Genomic DNA, 18,690 nt, shown 5'->3' with positions numbered 1-18,690 from the left:
CGATATCATCGCCGAGTGATCGTTTCGCTGCATTCCGGCCGCCTCGAGCAAAGCCGTACGGCCGAAATGCCCGTCTCCTAAGCTTCTCTGGCCTGACGCATCCTGGCGCTTCTCGACGTTCCGTCGAGCCGCACAACGCTCTAGCTGCGCCCTCTCCCCGCCCGATAGGTGCGCGCCACGGCGACGAATTGCGTGGCGATGGCATCGAGCGGGGAGCCGCGCCGCCAGCCGATCACCACTTCCACCGGCGACAGGGCCTCGGCTAGGTCGCGCGCCTCGATCTTGTCGCCTTCGAGCGACCAGGGCCGATAGGTGAGGTCGGGCAGGATGGCGACGCCGGCCCCCGTCGCCACCAGGCTGCGGGCGGCCTCTACCGAGCGGGTGCGGATGGCGACCGGCGGCCGCACACCGGCCCGCCGCCAGGCATATTCGGCAGCCTCGGCGATCTCGTCGAGCATCAGGAGCACGAAGGGCTCCTCGGCGAGATCCACGATGCCGATGCTCTCGGCCTCCGCCAGGCGATGGCCGATCGGCAGCCAGAGACGATAGGGCGAGGCTTCCATCGTCTCCACATGCAGGGCGGCGGAGCTGCGCTCGGTGCCCGCCACCATCACGGCAACGTCGAGCTCGCCGCCCACCAGCAGATGGTCGAGATAGTCCCTGGTATCCTCGATGATCTCGACCGCGACATGGGGAAAGGCCCGTCGGAAGCGGGCGAGCAGGTCCGGGAGCACATAGGCGGCCACCAGAGGCGTCACGCCGACGGCAAGCCGCCCCTCGATCGGCGCCGTTTCCGAGCGCAAGGCACGGCGGGCATCGGCAATCTCGGAGAGGATCTTGCGGGCATGGCGCAGGAACTGGTGCCCCTTCAGCGTGAGCTCGACGCCATGGGAGCGCCGATCGAACAGGGGAAAGCCGAGATCACCCTCCAATTCGCGAATGGCTTCCGTCACCGTCGATTGCGAAATCGAAAGCTCGTGCGAGGCACGCGATACCGCGCCATTCTCGGCCACCGCCACGAAATATTGGATTTGCCGGAAGGAGAATGCCATGAGGGCAGTGAGCACAACGCGAATGGGAAATAAAGACGGACGTGGCCGATAGCAGCGACATCGTCATCATCGGCGCCGGGCCGGCGGGCCTGATCGCCGCCGAAAAGCTGGCCGAGGCCGGGCATGGCGTGGCTATTTATGAGCGCATGCCCTCGCCGGCCCGCAAGTTCCTGATGGCCGGGCGCGGCGGGCTGAACCTCAGCCATGGCGAGGATCTCGATCGCTTCCTGACCCGATATGGCCCGGCCCGCGGCGTCCTAGAACCCGCCTTGCGTGCCTTTGCACCCGGCGATCTGGTCGCCTGGGCCGAGGGATTGGGCGAAAAGACTTTCGTCGGTTCGAGCGGGCGGATCTTTCCCGAAAGCTTCAAGGCCTCGCCGCTGCTGCGGGCCTGGCTGGCCCGGCTGGCACGCCTGGGCGTGACCTTGCACAGCCGCCATTGCTGGACGGGGTGGGATGACGAAGGAACGCTCATTTTTCGCGGGCCGGACGGCGACGCCGTCAGCCGCAAGCCCCGCGCGACTCTGCTGGCCCTCGGCGGTGCCTCCTGGCCGCGCCTGGGTTCGGATGGCGGTTGGGTCCCGCTACTGCGCGGCCGCGGCGTCACCGTCACCGAGTTCGCGCCGTCGAACAGCGGTGCCGAAATCACCTGGAGCCGGGCCTATGCGGAGAAATCGGCTGGCGAACCGCTGAAGCGCATTGCCATTTCCATCGCCGGCACCACGCACCGCGGCGAGGCCGTCGTTACCGAGCAGGGGTTGGAGGGCGGCGTGATCTATGCGCTCTCCCCTGTCATCCGCAGCGCGATCGCCACACACGGCCATGCCGAGATCGGCATCGACCTGCGCCCCGATCTCGACGAAGCGGCACTGGCCCGCCTGCTCGAACGGCCGCAGGGCAGCCAATCCCTTTCGACCTATCTGCGCAAGACCGTCAAACTGGCGCCTGTCGCCATCGGGCTCCTGCGCGAAGCGACCGATAACGCCCTGCCGCGCGGTCCGGCCGCCCTCGCCCGCCTGATCAAACAAGTTCCCTTGACGGTGACGGCGCAACGCGGCCTCGAACGCGCCATCTCCAGCGCCGGCGGCGTCGCGCTCGACGCGATCGATAGCGAGTTCATGCTGCGCAAGGCGCCCGGCGTCTTCGTCGCCGGCGAGATGCTGGATTGGGAGGCGCCGACCGGCGGTTACCTGCTGCAGGCCTGCTTCGCCACCGGGGTGGCGGCGGCAAGGGGCATCGAGGCGTGGTTGGCGACAAACTAAGAGGCGGACAAGATGTCCGCGGTCCCAACCGCAGCGTTTCCAGCGCAAACCTGGTAAGGTTCGCAAGGGCAGCACGGCGGCTGGGACCGCGGACGTCTCGTCCGCAATTTCGTTATACCGCTCGCAACAGGGTCTGCCGGTAGAGATCGAGCAGAGGCTGGTCCTTGACCTCGATGCAGACGGCATGGCTGGGACGGCCATCCCAGTCATTGGGCGGGAAACCGATCCCGGCGGGCCGCTGGATGGTCTGCCCGAAGGCAAGCCCCTCGCACACCACCCGGACCGGGCCGGAGCGGGTCTCGAACAAGTCCGGCGCCACCAGATAGATCGCCGCCGAGGCATCATGCACGGAAATGCCGGCCAGCCCCTTGTCGAGATAGAAGTTCTCGTAGAAGCGGGTGATGTCCCAGATGAAGCGGCCGACCTCGCCGGCCTCCTCCCCGAGCCGACGCAGATAGTCCTGCGGCATCAGCACTTCGTGGGTGACGTCGAGGCCGATGACGGTAACGGGCCAGGCTGCGGCGAACATCTCGTCGGCAGCATGCGGATCGCCATGGATGTTGGCTTCGGCCGCCGGGGTGACGTTGCCCAGATGTCCGCGATAGCCGAAGGCACCGCCCATCACCACCACCTGGCGGACCAGGCCGGCGATCTCGGGATCCTCGCGCAGGGCCAGGGCCAGATTGGTCATGCGCCCAACCGCCAGCAGCGTGACCTCGCCGGGATGCTTGCGCACAGTCTCGATGATGAAGCGGTGGGCGGGCGTGTCGATCGCCTTTGTCTTGATCTCGGCAGGGAGCTCGATCTCGCCGAGGCCATTGTCACCATGGACAACGGCAGCGTGATGGGCGTCATCTCCCGTCACCGGGCCCGCCGCGCCGCGCGCCACCGGCGCATCGATGCCGAAGCGTTCCTTGAGATAGAGGGCGTTGCGCGTGGTGATCTCGACCGGCGCATTGCCGTGGCAAGTGGTGATGCCGACGAGCTCGATGTCCGGATGGTAATGCAGGAAGAACAGGGCCATGGCGTCGTCGACGCCGGGATCGGTATCATAGATGACTTTATGGCTGGGCATCGCAGGCAAACCGGGAAAAAGGCGGGAACCTTTGCCTCTGCGCCCGGCCATGGGGAAAGTCAACGCCGCGAAGCCCCTTGCGACACCCCGGCAACGCCCGTTTCAAGGCTTGACGGCCAGGAAGGTGTTCCAGGGATCGCCATCCGGATCGACGGAGAACTCGTCCCACAGCAAGGTCAGCCCGGCTTGTTCGAGCCGCAAGGCAAACGCATCGCGTCGCCAATAGACCGTATGGAAGTTTCCGACGGTCTCCCCGTCGCCATCGCGCATCGAGACGAGAAAAGGTGCACCGGGACGCAGCGACGCGGCAACCTTGGCCAGCACGTGATCGATCCGATCGCGGGGAACGTGGATCAGCACGCATAGGCCGACGACGGCATCGTAGGGACCGCCGAGATCGTCCGTGACGATGTCGAGCAGTTCGCCATGCTTGCCGCGAGTGGCCTGCAACTCGAGAAAGCGGCGGGTCGCATCGGTGCGGCGCACCGTGACGCCGAGCGTCTCCAGGAAATCCGCCTCGCGGCCGGGGCCCGACCCGACCTCCAGGATCAATCCGCCACGTCCTGCCATTTCGGCGATGCGCCGCAATGCCGCCTGGTCGCGCAGATTCGGCATTTCGGGAATGCGGGCATAGTAGCGATCCGCGCAGCCCTCATAGGATTGAATGGTCTGGCGGCACTGTTCGAGTGCCTTGGTCGTCCTGTTCATGACAATGGCCTCCCTCTTCTTCGGGATGGGCCTTCCCCATCCTGTCGCATCGCGTCGGCAATGCGGGTCAGCGCCAGCGGACACCGCCGACAACCCGGTTTCCATCGACCAGGCCAAGGTCGCGCTTCAGGTCGTCGCAGAGGTCGCGGGGATCGAGCAGGCGATGGGCACGCGACCGGAACGGCGCGGCGAAAAAGTCGAGGATCGAAAGCCTGTAGCGCTTGATGTGTTTCGTCATGTTCGTGGTCCTTTTAGGCTGGAGCGATGGAGACATCCTGCCGCCGCCGAGCCTTGGATTCCAATCGAACGTCGCGTAGTATGCATCAACTGGATTGATGCATCATGCCGTGGGATTTGCCGCCTCTGGGCGCCATCAGAGTCTTCGAAGCCGCCGCGCGGCTCGGCAGCTTCACCAAGGCGGCCGAGGAGCTCGGCATGACCCAATCGGCTGCCAGCTATCAGATCAAGGTTCTCGAGGAACGCGCCGGAACACCGCTTTTCATCAGAAAAACCAGGCAGATCGCGTTGACCGAAGCGGGTGAACAGCTCGCCCCCCTGGTTTCGAATGCGTTTTCAACCCTGTCGGACGCCTGGTTTGCAACCAAGGGCGGCGCCTCCGGCGTGCTCTCGGTCACGACGATCGATACCTTCGCGTCGAACTGGCTTGCCGTCCGCCTTGGAACATTCCAGTTGATGTATCCCGATCTTGCCGTGAAGATGGACGTCACATCCCGCTCCCTCGATATCGCTCGCGAAAACGTGGATGTCGGCATCCGTGTCGGCGCCGGAAAATGGCCCGGACTATCGGCGCACTACCTGTTCAAGGCCGACTATTCGCCGATGCTCAGCCCTGCACTGGCGGAGAAGGTCGGTGGTATCCGTGCGCCCGAGGACCTCTACAAGGTTCCCCTGTGCTGCCCGCAGGATCCCTGGTGGGAGGTCTGGTTCAAGGCAGCGGGAGCACGATTCGAGCCGGATCGGGTGATTCCCGGCCCGACCTTCGGCACCCAGGCCTATGAGGCGACTGCAGCGATCACCGACCAGGGCGCGGCGATGCTTACGCACAACCTCTACGCGGCCTTCCTCGACAAGGGCCAGTTGATCCAGCCCTTCGACGTCACCGGGTCTGATGGCGATGGCTACTGGCTGGTGCACGCCGAAGCGCGGCGCACGACGCCCAAGATCAGAGTGTTCCGGGACTGGATCCTCGCGCAGACAGCTGAGATCCGCAGCCGCGAGAAGCGCGAACTCCCGGCAGCCGGAGCAACCCGGCGCGACTGATCGCTGCCGCTCAAGCACCCGAGGGCGTGCAGCCGGCCGCGCACCCTGGAACTTCTATAAACTATTGAAATAAAAAGAGATTTTCTTGAACAAATCAGCTCGGTGTGGTCCTATGCGCGCCGTTGCCAATGCCGGGACCTTGAACCCCGCGGATTGAAGGACACCATCATGACCCTGCCAAGCCCCGACGTCGCACGCCCCGTCGGCTATCATATCGACGCTCCGGCCGAGAACCTGCTCTTTTCCGTCTTCCGCTGCTGGATGGCGGGCTATGCCACCGGCGATGCCGCCTGCTGGGATATCGCCTGGGAAGGGCTGGCGCGCGAGATGCCGGAAGAAAACGCCAAGCCGCTGTTCGGCGAGTTCCACCATTTCGTGCGCACACTGCGGGCAACGGCCGACAATGAGATCGGCTGGCGGCCGGCCGCCTGCCGTGCCCTGTGCCGCGACGAATGCCTGGTGCTTGCCATGGTCGATGCGGCGCAGCGCGACGACAGGGTCCAGTTGCTCCACGCCGCCTCCTACCTGTTGAAGAGCGATGGCCTGCACCGGGCGCTCGATGCCACCACCGCTCTTGCCAAGGCTCTCGCAAGGGTCGGGCTGTTCATCGCACCCGTCAGCCCCTGCGCCCTGGACACCATGACCCGGATGAAGCCCCCCTCCGCGACGGCCCACTGAAACAAGGCGCGACAAGACGGCCGATTCCGGCCGGTGGTTCGAGGCCGTCGATATGGATGGCCGCGAACCGGGACAGTCCACGCTCAAGCGCTGCCCGCATCCGGCAATTCGCTCCCCGCTGGGGGGACGAGCACGGAGCGGTGCTTGGCGCGCACCAGGCGCGGCGAGGTGTCGAAGCGCCTGCGGAAGGTGCGGTTGAAATAGGACAGGTCGCCGAAACCGACATCGAAAGCGATCTCGCTGATCGAACGCTTGCGCTCGTCCGGCGACTGCAGGCGGCGCATCGCCCTGTCGAGCCGGCGCTGCAGCACGAATTCCGAAAAGGTCTCGCCTTCTCCCTCGAACAGCTTCTGGAGATAGCGTGTGCTGATGCCGTGCCGTAGGGCGATCTGGCTGGCATTGAGCGCCTGGTCGTCGAGATGGGCCTCGATATCCGACTTGATGGCGTTCAGCCGCGCGGCTGCGCGATCCTGCACGGTATGCGGCGTCTGCGCCTCCGCCTCGCCGCACAGGATGTCGACGAGATCGCCCATATAGGCGCAGGCATGCTGCAGCAGCACCGGACCGCTCATCGGCAGCAGGCCGCGCATCAGCGCCGCGCCGTAGTTGCCGAGCAGAACCAGCGTGTCGTTGTTTTGCGGGAAGACGCGCAGGCTGGCCGAGCATTCGAGCATGTTCGCGGTGATGCGTTCGCTCGCCAGGATCAGGCAATCGACGCGGTCGACATGCCTTAGCCAGACGCTTGCAGGCCTGCCGCCCGCCAGGAAGATCGCCTCCCTGGCCGAGACGACGGTGCGCTGCCCGTCCCGCACCACCTCCATCCGGCCGTTGGAGGGACGCAACAGCATGCCGCCTGCGCCGGCTTCGGTGCTATCCAGACCCGCGGCATCGAGGACGAGTTCGCTGTCCTGGAGCGGCGAGAAGCAGGAGATCGGACCGATATCGGGATCGAGGCGCAGCAATGCCCGGGCGCCGAGCAAGACCGGATCCGATGGACCGAGCCTGCGCTGCGCAGCCAAGCGTCCGCTGGCCCGCAGTTCGATCAGCGCCAGTTCCTCGCTCGTCAGCCCGTGCCCAAGCAGCCAGACAGGCCGCAGCCTTCCCGCAAAGGGCTCTCGCGGCGTCAAAACGGCGTGATCCGCGCCTCCAGTTCGCTTCAGTCCATCAATCAATGCGCCCAAGTCCAAGAAATCAAACAACTCGACAAGTAAGACCGCTCATCAATATAGAGCGCGAAAGGTCGGATATCCAGAAGTATATGCCATCCAAACCCAGATTATAATCGTTATAAACTGGGAATGTACTATGAATATACAACAGGAATTCGTCTGGAATCGCCAAATATAACTTAGTTTCGGATCGAGAGTGGCTGGAGGTCTAAAAATTCATCATGGGCAAGATATCCGTATCGGCGGTCATGTTTCTATCGGTTGTTTCGCCTGCACTGGCACAACAGTCGCAGGAGCAGCCGATTGAGCTCGATCCGGTTACCGTTACCGCCTCTCGCGCCGAAAGATCCGTCTCCGATATTCCGCAATCGGTCCAGGTGATCGACAGGCAGGAAATCGACAAGCAGCTCCAGCAAAGCTCGAGCGCGTCGGCGGCCCTGGCTAAGCTGGTGCCGGGCTTTTCGGTTTCCAACCAGACGGTCTCGGGCGCTTCCGAAAGCTATCGCGGCCGTGACCTGCTCGTGCTGGTCGACGGCGTTCCCCTCAGCACCCCGCTGCGGGACGTTTCGCGCATCCTGTCCCTGATCGACCTCAACTCGATCGAGCGCATCGAGATGGTGGCCGGCGCGTCCAGCCTCTATGGGGCCGGCGCCACCGGCGGCACCGTCAATTTCATCACCAAGAAGGCTGAACCCGGCAAGCCCCGCATCACCGTGAACACGGCCCTACGCGCCTTCACGGCGAATGCCGTGGATTCGGTGGCGCCGGAACTGTCCGCCAGCATCTCCGGCAAGGCCGAGAATGGGCTCGATTATGTCCTGAGCGGCAGCGGCTATCTCGGGCGTCGCACCTATGACGGTTCCGGGCGGGAATTGCCATCCGACGCCATGCTGGGCCAGGGCGGCGGCGACCGTTTCGGCCGGGTCAATCTTCTCGCCAAGTTCGGCTATGACTTCGACGCCGGCAAGCGGCTCGAATTCTCGGCAGGCTGGTACTACTTCAACCAGACGCCGCGCTATCTGACCGCCTATTCTCCGCCCTATGCTCGCCCGGACTTTGCCCGGCCCTATACGGGAGAGAGCGTACTCGAAGACACCAAGTCCCTGTCGCTCCGCTATAGCGACAAGGATTTCGCGCTTGGCAGCCTCAACATCGTCGGATTCTACAACAACATCAAGAAGCGCTTCAATTATTCAACTTTCGATCCGATATACAACAATCCGGTCTACTATTCCTTCAATCCAGCCGACCCGACGAGCCCCTATAATCAGACCACGCTCTATTCGGACCGCGGCGGCGTCAACCTGACCATCGACACGCCCCTCGATACCATCTGGCAGGGCGCCAAGCTCACCTGGGGCAGCGATCTCATCTTTGAAAAGACCCATCAGACCCTGACCAACGGCCAGGATGTCTTCACGCCGCTGCAGCAGGTCACCACCGCGGCCTTCGGCCAGTTGCAAGTGCCGCTGACCGATCGCCTTACCGTGCGCGGCGGGGTGCGCTTCGAGCATTTCGCCCTCGACGTCGACGATTTCACCCGCCCGGCCGCCTATACCGTCGTCGCCTCCAGACAATACGTGCTGCCGGCACTGCGCGTCACCGGTGGGAGCTTCACCTATTCCAAGCCGACCTTCAACATTGGCGGCACCTTCAAGCTGACTGAGACCAGCGAGATCTTCGGCGGTTTCTCGCAGGGCTTCGCCTTGCCCGACGTCGGCGCCTATACCCGCCGCGCCGGCCTGTCGACGGCCTATGCCTGCCCGATTGCCCGGCCGAACTGCCTTCCCGCCGGCGCGAGTGTTTCCTATGCCTCCATCAGTCCCGAGGCCCAGATCGTCAACAACTACGAACTCGGCATCCGCGGCAGCCATGACCGCTTCAAGGGCAGCCTGACGGGCTTCATCTCCACCTCCAGCCAGGGCGTGACCTTCGATCCCATCACCAACACCATCTCGCAGCAGAAGGAATTCATCTATGGCGGCGAGTTCACCGGCGAATATGCGGCGACGGACCAGCTGACCATCGGCACCGTGCTCGGCTATCGCGAGGGGCGCTACGATTCCAACAAGGACGGCAAGCTCGACAGCTGGCTGCCCAACAACCGCATCGCCACCCCCTTCCGCGGCACGCTCTATGCCAGCTACGTCTTCGACAATGGCGTGTCGGTGCGCGTGGAGGGCGAGGGCTTCTCCGGCCGCGACAAGGCGATCGACCTCAAGGGCACCCGTTACAAGATCAAGCCGGGCGCCACCATGAACGTAGCCCTGTCAGCACCGGTGAAGGGCGGTGAGGCCTATGTGTCCGTCGACAATCTGTTCGACACCCGCTTCCAGAACCCCACCGCGACTTCCGTGCGCAACCTCCCGGTCTATTCCTGGGGTCGTACGGTGACGCTCGGCTACCGCAAGACGTTCTGATCATGGTGGAACTCGACAAGCATGGCGCGCTCCTGATCCTGCGCTACCTGCCGCCCTACGAGGATCGCGACGAGCGCGCCTATCTCGATGCGCTGATCGAAATCGGCCGCAGGGACAGCACCTTTGCCCTGCTGGCCGTCTTCGCCGGCGGCGGCGGGCTCTCCCAGGCCGGCGAACGCGAGCAGGCCCTTTGGTTCAAGGCGACGCGGGAGCGCTTCGAACACCATTGCCGCGCCCTCGCCATCGTCCGGCCGGACGCGAACCCGCGCATGATCGAGACCTTCCAGCGCCTGTGGTCGATGCCGCTGACCGCGACTTGCGACGAACAGGCGGCCAGACGCTTCATCACGCAGCATATGGAGACGGCATGACGGCGCTTGCCCAGGATATCCCTGCCTCCAGGCCCGGCCGCCTGCGCCTGTTCGCGGTCCTCGGCGGCCTCTATCTGGCCCAGGCCATTCCCTCCTACCTGATCGCCGCCGCTCTGCCCCCCATCATGCGCGAGGCAGGGGTCTCGCGCACGGCGATCGGCTATCTCAGCCTGCTCTTCCTGCCGCTGGTGCTGAAATTCCTGTGGGCGCCCCTGGTCGATCGCATCCGGCCCTTCGCCCGGGCGCATCGGGCAGGATGGGTGATCCTTACCCAACTCGGCGTGATCGCCTCCATCCTGGCGTTGCTGCCGCTTGGCCCAACCCATGTCGGCGGCATTCTGGGAATCGGCCTCGTCACCGCGCTGCTGGTCTCGACCCAGGACATCGCTACCGACGGCTATGCCGCCAAATATCTGGCGCCGGAGGACCGCGCCATCGGCAACGCCATCCAGGGCGGCTCGGTGGCCTTCGGCGTGGTGATCGGCGGCACGCTCGGCCTGGTGCTCTACCACCATATCGGCTGGGCCGGCATGCTCCTGGTCATCGCCGCCTTTTCGGCCCTGCCGCTGATCGCCGCCTTCGCCATGTGGGAGGCCCCCGCCTCGCCGTCCGACCGGCTGACGCGCCCCTCCATCATGGGCTTCCTCCGACGCCCGGAAATCCGCACCGTGCTGTGGATCGCGCTGATCTACCGGATGAGCGAGGGCCTGGTGAAGGCGATGGAAGGCCCCTATCTCGTCGATGCCGGCGTACCGCTCGACCGTATCGGCTATCTTTCAGGCGTATCGGCGGCGACGGCGGGCCTTGCCGGATCGGCGATCGCTGCCCTCCTGGTCAAGCGCTGCGGCACCGCCGCCACGCTCGGCCTGCTCGGCGGCTTGCGCACCTTGTGCTTCGCCCTCTTCGCTGCTCATGCGCTCGGCGTGGTCACCGGAGCCTGGCCGCTGTTCGGCGCCGCAGGCTTCCAGACCTTCATCCGCTACATGGAGATCGTCGCGCTCTACAGCCTGTTCATGACGGTGACGTCATCGGACCAGCCCGGCACCGACTTCACCATCCTGGCCTGCGCCCAGATGGTGGTCTATCTCGTCGGGTCGCTGATCTCGGGCAAGCTCGCCGACCTCATGGGCTATGGCGCGCTCTTCGGCCTGGCCACCGCCCTTTCGGCCATCGCCGTTCTCGCCACCATCAGGTTGCTGGCGAATGTGGCCCGCCCTCAGGGAGCCACACCATGATCCCGAGATACCTCATCCCGGGGCATCTCGTCCTCGGCGCGGTCATCCAGACGCAGCAAAGCGAGGCAGGTTGCGATCGCAATGCCGACGGCCATCGCGAAGGGCAGCTCCGGCGACAAGGCGAAGGCCGCGCCGCCGCAGAGCGCGCCCAGACCCTGCCCGGCGGCATGGGTGCTGGCGAGCCAGCCGGCGGCCCCCGCCTGGCGATGCGCCGTGACACGCTGGCTAAGGCAGGCGGTATAGGCGGGCGTCGCGACCGCCAACCCGATGCCGGCCCAGACCGCGGCGGCCGGCACCAGCCAGGGCAGCGGCGCCAGGATAATGGCCAGGCACCCCAGTGCGAAGCCCGCAACGCCCCAGCGCATGTTGCGCCCCAGTTTGAAGGCAAGGCGCGGCACGAGCAGGATCTGCGTCGCGATCATGGCGACTGCAACCGCGGCATAGGTCGCGCCTCCCAGGCCCGCGGCGGCAATGGCCTCGAGGCCGAAGCGATGCTGCAGGAACAGGCCGAGGACGAGCTGGATCTGGCCGAAGCCGAAGGTCAGCGCAAAGCCGACGGCAAGCAACGGAAGGACACGCCGGATATTGGCACGCCTGCTCGAGGTTTCGCCTTTCTTGCCGACTGCGGGAGCCGCCGGCAGGTTCGGCGCGCACAGCAGCAGCACCGGGCTGACAACCATCATGACGACGGGCACGATGACGCCGGCTCCCGCGCCCAGCGTCACCAGGGAACCGGCGATGCGGCCGACATTCAGGCCAGCGCTGAGATTGGCAAGCGCGGCCGGCCGACGCTCGGCGACGCTGCGCTGCACGATGGCGGCCTGAGCGTGTGGCATCACCCCGGCAGCACCGACACTGTAGAGCAGGCGCGAGACCAAGAGCAGCCCGAGCGCGGCTGCAGGCACACCGACATAGAGCGCCCCCAGGAACAGGCCCTGGCCTGCAATCATCAGGCAGGCGAGCCCGGCGAAGAACGGCCTGATCCGCCAGGCCGCGCCGTGATGCCCCCAGAGCGGCGCTGCCACCAGGAAAACCGCTGCGCCCAGGAAGGCGACCGCGCCGATCTGCGGCGACGCCAGCCCCGTCCTTTCCGTGACGATCGGTACCAGCGCCAGCAGGGCCGACTGGCCGAAGCCCGACGAGGCCGCGATCAGCGCCAGGCGAAGGCTGTCCGCGCGCGAAACAGAGAGGGCGGCATCGGCGGCCATGCTTTTCTCCAAACAATTTCCTTGATCCAACTAAAAACAAACTCTAGGTAATTCAATAGTAATTTTAGAAAACTTGTAGAAATATTATAAATTGTACAAGTAGTTATTTATATAACTTCTTTGCAATTCGGAGTTCTTCCGAAAAGGAACACCATGAACGCCATCGACCTGATCAGACGATCCATCGACATCGCCCACGACGTCTCCATGCGCGCCTTCCTCAACAGCCTGATGCGCGAATGGCAGGGCTGGACGATGGAACATGAAGACACCAGCGCCGGAAGCGGCCGGCTTCTCGCCCGCTTCCCCCTGCCCCGCCGGGGCGGCCATGTCGCCATCGAGATGACGCATCGATCGCGGGCGGCCTATCACGGCTTCCGTCCGCCCTTTCTGGAATTCTCAGGCACCGCGCCGCCGCGCCCGATCAGCTTTCAGGAGTTCGTCTTCCTGCTCGCCAGCGAACCGGACATCGTCGGCAGCGGCGACAAGGACAGGAGCCTGACCTTCCTGTCGCGGGTGCTCGACAGCATCCGGAACATCGAGGATGTGGCGGCACGCGTCCCGTCCCCCGATGCTTATTTCGCGCAGCGCGACCCCAGCTTCGCCGAGGCGGAGGGCTCGCTGCGCTTCGGCCATGCCGTGCATCCCACGCCGCGCAGCCGGGACCAGTTCACCCTGGAGGATTCCCGGCGCTTCGCCCCCGAATATCGGCAGGGATTCGCCTTGCGCTGGTGGGCTGCCGATCCGGCTCTGGTGCTTCAGGACAGTTCGCGCCCCCAGACCGCGGCCGAGTTCTGCCAGAACCTGGCCGCCGGCGATCCTGCGATGGATCCGGAGGTCGTGCAGTCCGCCAAGGGCCGCGTTCTTTTGCCGATGCATCCCTGGCAGGCCGCCCAGCTGGCGCTCGACCCGGCCATTGACGGGCTGTTCCGCCGCGGCCTGCTGAAGGATCTCGGCCATGCCGGCTCGCTTTGGCAAGCGACCTCCTCGCTGCGCGCCATCCATGCCCCGCACGCCGACTGGATGCTGAAATTCTCGCTCAGCCTGCGCCTCACCAATTCGCGCCGGGTCATCGAAACCCGTGAATGCGAGCGCGGCATCGAGATCGACCGCCTTCTGGCCGGTGAAGTCGGCCGGACCATCGCCCGGCGTTTCCCGAGCTTCAAGGTGATGGGCGAGCCCGCTTATCTCCTGCTGCAGGATGCCGACGGCAAGGCCCTGCCGCAGACCACGGTGATCCTGCGCGAAAACCCGTTCAAGGGAGCAAGCCAGCCGCCAGCCGCCGTGCTGGCCGCTCTTTGCGAGATCTATCCCGACGGGCATGACAGCGCCCTTGCCACCATCATCCGGCGCATTGCCGGGCAGGAGCCGGCCGATCCCGCCGCGGTGGCACGCCGCTGGTTCCGCCAGTTCCTCGACAAGGTCGTCGCGCCCTTCCTGTTGATCCAGGCCGATATCGGCCTCCTCTTCGGTGCGCATCAGCAGAACATCGTGGTGGAACTTGCCGAAGGCTGGCCGGTGGCCGTGCATTTCCGTGACTGCCAGGGCACCGGCTATATCCGCGAATTCCTGCCCGAGCTCGCCAGGAAGGCTCCCGGCAGCCCGATGAAGGCAGGCCATGTCTTCAACTCGGACGAAGCGGCCCAGCTCGTGGGCTACTACCTCCTCGTCAATTCGGTCTTCGCGGTGATCGGCGCGCTCGGCACCTCGCGCCTCATCGCCGAGGACGTCCTGATCGGCGATCTGCGAGCCTTCCTCGAGGAGCTCGCCGCCCTGCCGCTCGCCGACAAGATCTGCCTCACCTACCTCCTCACCGCGCCGACGCTCGGCAGCAAAGGAAACTTCATGATCTGCTTCCGCAACATCAATGAAAACACCGAAGTGACCGATCCCCTTGCCGGCTATGTACCCCTGAGCAACCCCATCGCGGAGGCCGTGGCATGACCCTGCAGATGAAGATCGCTCCCGCCGAAGTCGCCGCTCCCACCGCCCCCAGCCGGCATTGGCCCCTCCGCCTTGACGGCGAAGCCGTTATCGAGAGCCGCCTGCAGGCGGATGGCAGCCTTGAGCTGACGGCGCAGGCCGGCTCGGCGACGATCGGACGTGCCGGGCTGCGCACGCCCGAAGGAGATGGCCCGGGCATTCTGGTCATCCACCGGCCCGATGCGACCCATCCCGGCGATATCCATGTCATTGCCATCCTGGTGGAAGCCGCTTTCCAGCTTTTTCCTGCCATGGTTGCCCTGCACCTGCCCGATGTCGCCGGCAAACCGGCCCTGCTGCCCCTCACTGCGCAGACCGTGACGGACGACGCGACCAGTACGAGCGCCGTGCGCATCGCCCGCGAGCATTTCTACCAGCTGCCTTTGCTCTGGCACCGGCCGGAAGGGCTGCGGGCCTTTCCCGAGATCCGCTCCGCCATCGGCCCGCAGGATCGCCTGCCGCCCCTGCGGCCGCCGCAGCCGACCGGCATCTTCTATCGGCGCTGGATTCCGGAACTCGGCACCACGTTGTCGATGCGGGCCATCGACCGCCGCCGCGATCTCAAGCTCTTCCATGGCTGGATGAACCAGCCCCGCGTCGCCTTCTTCTGGGAGCTGGCCCAGAGTGAGGCCGAGCTCGACCGCTATCTCGCCGAGCAGGAAGCCGATCCGCATATCTTCGGCGTGATCGGCAGCCTGGGCGACGAGCCCTCCGGCTATTTCGAATTCTACTGGGCCAAGGAAGACCGGCTCGGCCCCTTCTACGACGCGGAAGACTATGATCGCGGCTGGCACGGGTTGATCGGCAATTCCCGCCACCTCGGCCGCGCCAGGACCGGCACCTGGTTCCGCTCGGTGACCCATAGCCTGTTCCTCGACGAGCCACGCACGCGCCGGGTGGTTGGCGAGCCCCGCGCCTCGCACCAGAAGATGCTGAGCTATTGCGCCCAGACCGCCTATGACAAGGTGAAGGAATTCGACTTCCCGCATAAGCGCGCGGCGCTGGTGTGCTGCCAGCGTGAGCGCTTCTTCCGGGAGGTGGTGCTATGAGCCAGGGCACGCCAACCCTTGGCCCCCTGCCCGACGGCAGCCCGATCGATGCCGGGCTCTGGCTGGCGCTGAACCGGGCCGTCATCGCCAAGGCGATCAGCGAACTCGCCTTCGAGGAGGGCCTGGCACCCGAGCCCGCCAATGCCGAGGGAACCCAGTGGATCCTGCGCTTTGCCGGAGGGGTCGCCTATCGCTTCAAGGCCGTGCGCCGCATCTGGGGCAATCTGTCGATCGACGCCGCCAGCCTGATGCGGCAGGACGGCGCCGCCCTATGCCCAGCCGACGATGCCGCCGGCTTCATGCTCGATGCCCGCGAAACCCTGAACATCGAGCCGGATACGCTGTGCATCTACGCCAAGGAGCTGTTCAGCACCTTGCTGGCGGATGCCCGGATCGCGACCATGGCCGGATCCGGCGAGAGCGAACATCTGCTGAGCCTGCCGGATGACCAGGTCCAGGCCTATCTCGACGGCCATCCCAAGGCGCCGGCCAGCAAGGGCCGGATCGGCTGGGGCCTCAGCGACTTCTCCCGTTACGCGCCCGAATTCCAGCCGACCTTCCAGCTGTTCTGGCTGGCGGCGGACCGCAGCCGCTGCCGCCTCAGCCTGGCCGGAGACATCGATGAAGAGGCGCTGCTCGCTGCCTCCCTTGGCGAGGCGGAGCGCGAGAGGCTGCAGGCCGCCTGCGAGGCGGCAGGCCTCGATCCGGCCCGCTTCATGCTCCTGCCGGTGCATCCCTGGCAGTGGGACAACATGATCGTGGCACAGTTCGCCGGCGAGATCGCGACCAGGCGCATCGTGCCACTCGGGCTTTTCGGTGACGCCTACCGTCCTCTGCAGTCACTGCGCACCCTGGCCAATACAACTTCGCCGACCAAGCTCCACCTCAAGCTCTCGCTCACCATTCTAAACACCTCGGCCTGGCGCGGCGTGCCCGGCAAATACATGGCGATCGGCCCCGCCTTCTCGAACTGGCTCGCCGACAAAGCCAGGCAGGATCCCGAGCTCGCCAACGCGCTGGTGCTGCGCGAATGCGCGGGAGCCTTCTACCCCCACCCCCTCTATGAGCGCGTCGCGGATGCTCCCTACCAGTTCCGCGAGATGCTGGGCGTGATCTGGCGCGAGAGCCCGGAAGCCGGCCTCGCCGCCGGGCGGCGCCCGCTGATGCTCGGTGCCCTCATCAAGAGCGACTTTGCCGGCGTGCCGCTCGCCAGCGCCCTGATCGCAGCATCAGGGCTGTCACATGCCGAATGGCTGGCCCGCCTGTTCGATGCCGTGGTCCTGCCGCTCTACCATTTCCTCTGCCGCTACGGCGTGGGCTTCATCGCCCACGGCCAGAACATCACCGTGCTGCTCGACGGCGCCATCCCCTACGGCGTCGCGCTGAAGGATCTGCAGGGCGATGTCGACCTCGTCGATCAGGCGTTCGAAGAGGCCGCCGACCTCGAGCCTGCCATCCGTGACACCCTGCTGAAGCGGCCGGCCGCCCATCTGCTGCAGCATCTACAGACCGGGCACTTCGCCAGCGTGCTGCGCTTTCTTTCCGATACGCTCGCAAGCCACGATCGTTTTCCCGAGATCGAGTTCTATGGCGCGCTGGCGCAGCGCCTGCGCCTCTATCAGGCGCGCCACCCCGATCTGGCGGATCGCTTCGAGCTGTTCGATCTCTTCACGCCGAAGGTGCCGCGCATCTGCATCAACCGCGTCAGGCTCGCCATCGGCTATGGCGACGCCAATCGCCGCCCGGTACCGAGCCTGGGCAGCGAACTCGACAATCCCCTTCACCTCGCCGAACGCGAATCCCGCCCCTTGCGGGACCGCGGTTTCGCCGACAAATCCGCAGGAGTCCAGGCATGACACAGCGCAATCCGCTCGACCTCGCCGGCATCGGCATCGGCCCGTTCAACCTCAGCCTCGCCGCCCAGCTCGACGCCATCGACGGCGTCGAAGCCGCCTTCTTCGAGAAGCGCGAGCGCTTCGACTGGCATCCGGGCATGATGCTGCCCGACGTGACGCTGCAGACCTCCTTCCTCAAGGACCTGGTCACGGCCACCAATCCGACCAGCCCGTGGAGCTTCATCGCCTATCTCGTCGCGCATCGGCGCTTCTATGACTTCATCAATGCCGAATTCGCCGACGTGCCGCGCCAGGAATTCGCCAATTACCTGGCTTGGGTCGCCAAGGGCCTCGACAGCCTGCGTTTTGGCGAGGACGTCCAGGCCCTCGACTTCGACGGCCGCCATTTCATCCTGCAAACGGGCAACGGCACGGTCGAGGCCCGCAACGTCGCTCTCGGCATCGGCCTGCAGCCCTACCAGCCCGACTTCGTGCGCAAGCTGACCGGCCAGAACCATTTCCACTCCTCGCGCGCCGCCTTCGAACTCGCCCGCGCCGCGGGCAAGCGCGTGGCGGTGATCGGCGGCGGCCAGAGCGGCGCGGAGATCCTGCTTCATCTGCTCGGAGCGGGTGAAGCCGCCGCGGCCTCGGTCGACTGGATAAGTCTGCGCCCGAACTTCCAACCGCTCGATGCAACCCCCTTCACCAACGAATTGTTCACGCCGCATTACGTGCGCAACTTCCACAATCTCGCCGAAGGGCGGCGACTGTCCACCGTGGAGCGCGAGAAACTGGCGGGCGACGGCGTTTCAGCTTCCACGTTGTCGGAAATCTATCGGCGCCTCTATACGCTGCGCCATATCGAGCGCGGCGGGCCCCAGGCCCGCCTGATGCCGCATCGCGAAGTGCTGGATGTCGAGCAGAACGCCGGCGGCTTCCGGCTGGTGATGCGCAACGGCTTCGACGGCGGCATCGAATTCAGCCAGGCCGAAATGATCGTGCTGGCCACCGGCTACAGCTATCGTCTGCCCGATTGCCTCGCCCCGATGCAGGACCGTATCGCGATCGACGGAACGGGCCGGCTGCGGCTGGAAGCCGATTTCTCGGTGAAATGGGACGGCCCCGCCGATAACCGCATCTTCGCCCTGAATGCCGGGCTGATCAGCCATGGCATCGCCGAACCGCAGCTCAGCCTGATGGCGTGGCGTAGCGCGGTGATCGCCAATGCCCTGATCGGCCAGCCCTTCTTCGATGTCGAGCCGCCGGCCTCGCCGCTGGCCTGGTCGACGGGCAGCGACCAGGCGGAGATGGCCGATGCCGAGGTCGAGTATCTGCGCCGTCCATCCCATCGTAGTTGCTGAGGA

General features: G+C 65.5%; 16 protein-coding genes. 10 read left to right on the top strand and 6 right to left on the bottom strand.

Annotated features, from left to right (window positions below):
- Nucleotides 1–140: 140 nt before the first annotated feature.
- Entirely contained in the window at nucleotides 141–1,052 is a 912-nt protein-coding gene (locus ABXS05_RS19545; protein ID WP_367625082.1) for a LysR substrate-binding domain-containing protein, read from the bottom strand.
- Between the two features lie 41 nt (nucleotides 1,053–1,093).
- Here ABXS05_RS19545 and ABXS05_RS19540 point away from each other — a divergent pair, with 41 nt between their 5' ends.
- Nucleotides 1,094–2,314: a BaiN/RdsA family NAD(P)/FAD-dependent oxidoreductase gene (locus ABXS05_RS19540; protein ID WP_367625081.1), complete on the top strand. Its 1,221-nt coding sequence runs from the start codon at nucleotides 1,094–1,096 to the stop codon at nucleotides 2,312–2,314.
- 112 nt (nucleotides 2,315–2,426) lie between these two features.
- Here ABXS05_RS19540 and ABXS05_RS19535 read toward each other — a convergent pair whose 3' ends face one another.
- The 3 genes from ABXS05_RS19535 to ABXS05_RS19525 all read right to left on the bottom strand — a co-directional run bounded on the left by ABXS05_RS19535 (nucleotide 2,427) and on the right by ABXS05_RS19525 (nucleotide 4,335).
- Nucleotides 2,427–3,389 carry a nucleoside hydrolase gene (locus ABXS05_RS19535; RefSeq protein WP_367625080.1) on the bottom strand — a complete coding sequence of 321 codons (963 nt, stop codon included), beginning with the start codon at nucleotides 3,387–3,389 and terminating at the stop codon, nucleotides 2,427–2,429.
- 102 nt (nucleotides 3,390–3,491) lie between these two features.
- Entirely contained in the window at nucleotides 3,492–4,097 is a 606-nt protein-coding gene (locus ABXS05_RS19530) for a methyltransferase (protein WP_367625079.1), read from the bottom strand.
- 67 nt (nucleotides 4,098–4,164) lie between these two features.
- Nucleotides 4,165–4,335, bottom strand: a complete 171-nt coding sequence (locus ABXS05_RS19525; RefSeq protein ID WP_367625078.1) for a hypothetical protein — start codon at nucleotides 4,333–4,335, stop codon at nucleotides 4,165–4,167.
- Nucleotides 4,336–4,439: 104 nt separating this feature from the next.
- Here ABXS05_RS19525 and ABXS05_RS19520 point away from each other — a divergent pair, with 104 nt between their 5' ends.
- Nucleotides 4,440–5,378 (top strand): LysR substrate-binding domain-containing protein, encoded by a 939-nt coding sequence (locus tag ABXS05_RS19520; protein WP_367625077.1) that lies wholly within the window; start codon nucleotides 4,440–4,442, stop codon nucleotides 5,376–5,378.
- 168 nt (nucleotides 5,379–5,546) lie between these two features.
- Nucleotides 5,547–6,056, top strand: a complete 510-nt coding sequence (locus ABXS05_RS19515) for a hypothetical protein (RefSeq protein ID WP_156771783.1) — start codon at nucleotides 5,547–5,549, stop codon at nucleotides 6,054–6,056.
- An 83-nt stretch (nucleotides 6,057–6,139) separates the two neighbouring features.
- On the opposite strand, the gene ABXS05_RS19510 is transcribed toward ABXS05_RS19515, so the two are convergent.
- A complete protein-coding gene (locus ABXS05_RS19510; protein WP_367625076.1) occupies nucleotides 6,140–7,183 on the bottom strand; it encodes a helix-turn-helix transcriptional regulator in 1,044 nt (347 codons plus the stop codon).
- Nucleotides 7,184–7,446: 263 nt separating this feature from the next.
- Between ABXS05_RS19510 and ABXS05_RS19505 the strand changes: the two genes are divergently transcribed.
- From ABXS05_RS19505 to ABXS05_RS19495, 3 genes are read left to right on the top strand one after another with little or no spacing between them, the layout of a single operon-like run.
- The gene (locus tag ABXS05_RS19505; protein WP_311932841.1) at nucleotides 7,447–9,645 is read left to right on the top strand and encodes a TonB-dependent receptor; all 2,199 of its coding nucleotides are present in this window, start codon (nucleotides 7,447–7,449) and stop codon (nucleotides 9,643–9,645) included.
- Nucleotides 9,646–9,647: 2 nt separating this feature from the next.
- Nucleotides 9,648–10,016: a hypothetical protein gene (locus ABXS05_RS19500; protein WP_311932842.1), complete on the top strand. Its 369-nt coding sequence runs from the start codon at nucleotides 9,648–9,650 to the stop codon at nucleotides 10,014–10,016.
- Nucleotides 10,013–11,251, top strand: coding sequence for an MFS transporter (locus ABXS05_RS19495; protein WP_367625075.1), 1,239 nt, complete (start codon nucleotides 10,013–10,015; stop codon nucleotides 11,249–11,251). The genes ABXS05_RS19500 and ABXS05_RS19495 overlap by 4 nt, the downstream gene beginning before the upstream one ends.
- On the opposite strand, the gene ABXS05_RS19490 is transcribed toward ABXS05_RS19495, so the two are convergent.
- The gene (locus tag ABXS05_RS19490) at nucleotides 11,233–12,459 is read right to left on the bottom strand and encodes an MFS transporter (RefSeq protein ID WP_367625074.1); all 1,227 of its coding nucleotides are present in this window, start codon (nucleotides 12,457–12,459) and stop codon (nucleotides 11,233–11,235) included. The genes ABXS05_RS19495 and ABXS05_RS19490 overlap by 19 nt on opposite strands.
- Before the next feature lie 153 nt (nucleotides 12,460–12,612).
- Between ABXS05_RS19490 and ABXS05_RS19485 the strand changes: the two genes are divergently transcribed.
- From ABXS05_RS19485 to ABXS05_RS19470, 4 genes are read left to right on the top strand one after another with little or no spacing between them, the layout of a single operon-like run.
- Nucleotides 12,613–14,403, top strand: coding sequence for an IucA/IucC family protein (locus ABXS05_RS19485; protein WP_367625073.1), 1,791 nt, complete (start codon nucleotides 12,613–12,615; stop codon nucleotides 14,401–14,403).
- The gene (locus ABXS05_RS19480) at nucleotides 14,400–15,491 is read left to right on the top strand and encodes a GNAT family N-acetyltransferase (protein ID WP_367625072.1); all 1,092 of its coding nucleotides are present in this window, start codon (nucleotides 14,400–14,402) and stop codon (nucleotides 15,489–15,491) included. Before ABXS05_RS19485 ends, ABXS05_RS19480 begins: the two co-directional genes overlap by 4 nt.
- Complete coding sequence (locus ABXS05_RS19475; protein ID WP_367625071.1) at nucleotides 15,488–17,347, top strand: IucA/IucC family protein; 1,860 nt, start codon at nucleotides 15,488–15,490, stop codon at nucleotides 17,345–17,347. Before ABXS05_RS19480 ends, ABXS05_RS19475 begins: the two co-directional genes overlap by 4 nt.
- On the top strand, nucleotides 17,344–18,687 hold the full coding sequence (locus tag ABXS05_RS19470) for a lysine N(6)-hydroxylase/L-ornithine N(5)-oxygenase family protein (RefSeq protein WP_311932849.1): 1,344 nt from the start codon (nucleotides 17,344–17,346) through the stop codon (nucleotides 18,685–18,687). Before ABXS05_RS19475 ends, ABXS05_RS19470 begins: the two co-directional genes overlap by 4 nt.
- The last annotated feature ends 3 nt before the right edge of the window (nucleotides 18,688–18,690 follow it).

The sequence above is a fragment of the Labrys neptuniae genome, from assembly GCF_040797145.1.
Lineage (GTDB): Bacteria > Pseudomonadota > Alphaproteobacteria > Rhizobiales > Labraceae > Labrys > Labrys neptuniae.
Note: the sequence above shows the minus strand (reverse complement) of the source record. Positions and strands in the feature narration are given on the sequence as shown.

Bases quoted from the DNA above. Each gene is read 5' to 3' on its own strand.
- ABXS05_RS19545 (WP_367625082.1), bottom strand. From the start codon at position 1,052: ATGGCATTCTCCTTCCGGCAAATCCAATATTTCGTGGCGGTGGCCGAG.
- ABXS05_RS19535 (WP_367625080.1), bottom strand. From the start codon at position 3,389: ATGCCCAGCCATAAAGTCATCTATGATACCGATCCCGGCGTCGACGAC.
- ABXS05_RS19530 (WP_367625079.1), bottom strand. From the start codon at position 4,097: ATGAACAGGACGACCAAGGCACTCGAACAGTGCCGCCAGACCATTCAA.
- ABXS05_RS19525 (WP_367625078.1), bottom strand. From the start codon at position 4,335: ATGACGAAACACATCAAGCGCTACAGGCTTTCGATCCTCGACTTTTTC.
- ABXS05_RS19520 (WP_367625077.1), top strand. From the start codon at position 4,440: ATGCCGTGGGATTTGCCGCCTCTGGGCGCCATCAGAGTCTTCGAAGCC.
- ABXS05_RS19515 (WP_156771783.1), top strand. From the start codon at position 5,547: ATGACCCTGCCAAGCCCCGACGTCGCACGCCCCGTCGGCTATCATATC.
- ABXS05_RS19505 (WP_311932841.1), top strand. From the start codon at position 7,447: ATGGGCAAGATATCCGTATCGGCGGTCATGTTTCTATCGGTTGTTTCG.
- ABXS05_RS19500 (WP_311932842.1), top strand. From the start codon at position 9,648: ATGGTGGAACTCGACAAGCATGGCGCGCTCCTGATCCTGCGCTACCTG.
- ABXS05_RS19495 (WP_367625075.1), top strand. From the start codon at position 10,013: ATGACGGCGCTTGCCCAGGATATCCCTGCCTCCAGGCCCGGCCGCCTG.
- ABXS05_RS19490 (WP_367625074.1), bottom strand. From the start codon at position 12,459: ATGGCCGCCGATGCCGCCCTCTCTGTTTCGCGCGCGGACAGCCTTCGC.
- ABXS05_RS19485 (WP_367625073.1), top strand. From the start codon at position 12,613: ATGAACGCCATCGACCTGATCAGACGATCCATCGACATCGCCCACGAC.
- ABXS05_RS19480 (WP_367625072.1), top strand. From the start codon at position 14,400: ATGACCCTGCAGATGAAGATCGCTCCCGCCGAAGTCGCCGCTCCCACC.
- ABXS05_RS19475 (WP_367625071.1), top strand. From the start codon at position 15,488: ATGAGCCAGGGCACGCCAACCCTTGGCCCCCTGCCCGACGGCAGCCCG.
- ABXS05_RS19470 (WP_311932849.1), top strand. From the start codon at position 17,344: ATGACACAGCGCAATCCGCTCGACCTCGCCGGCATCGGCATCGGCCCG.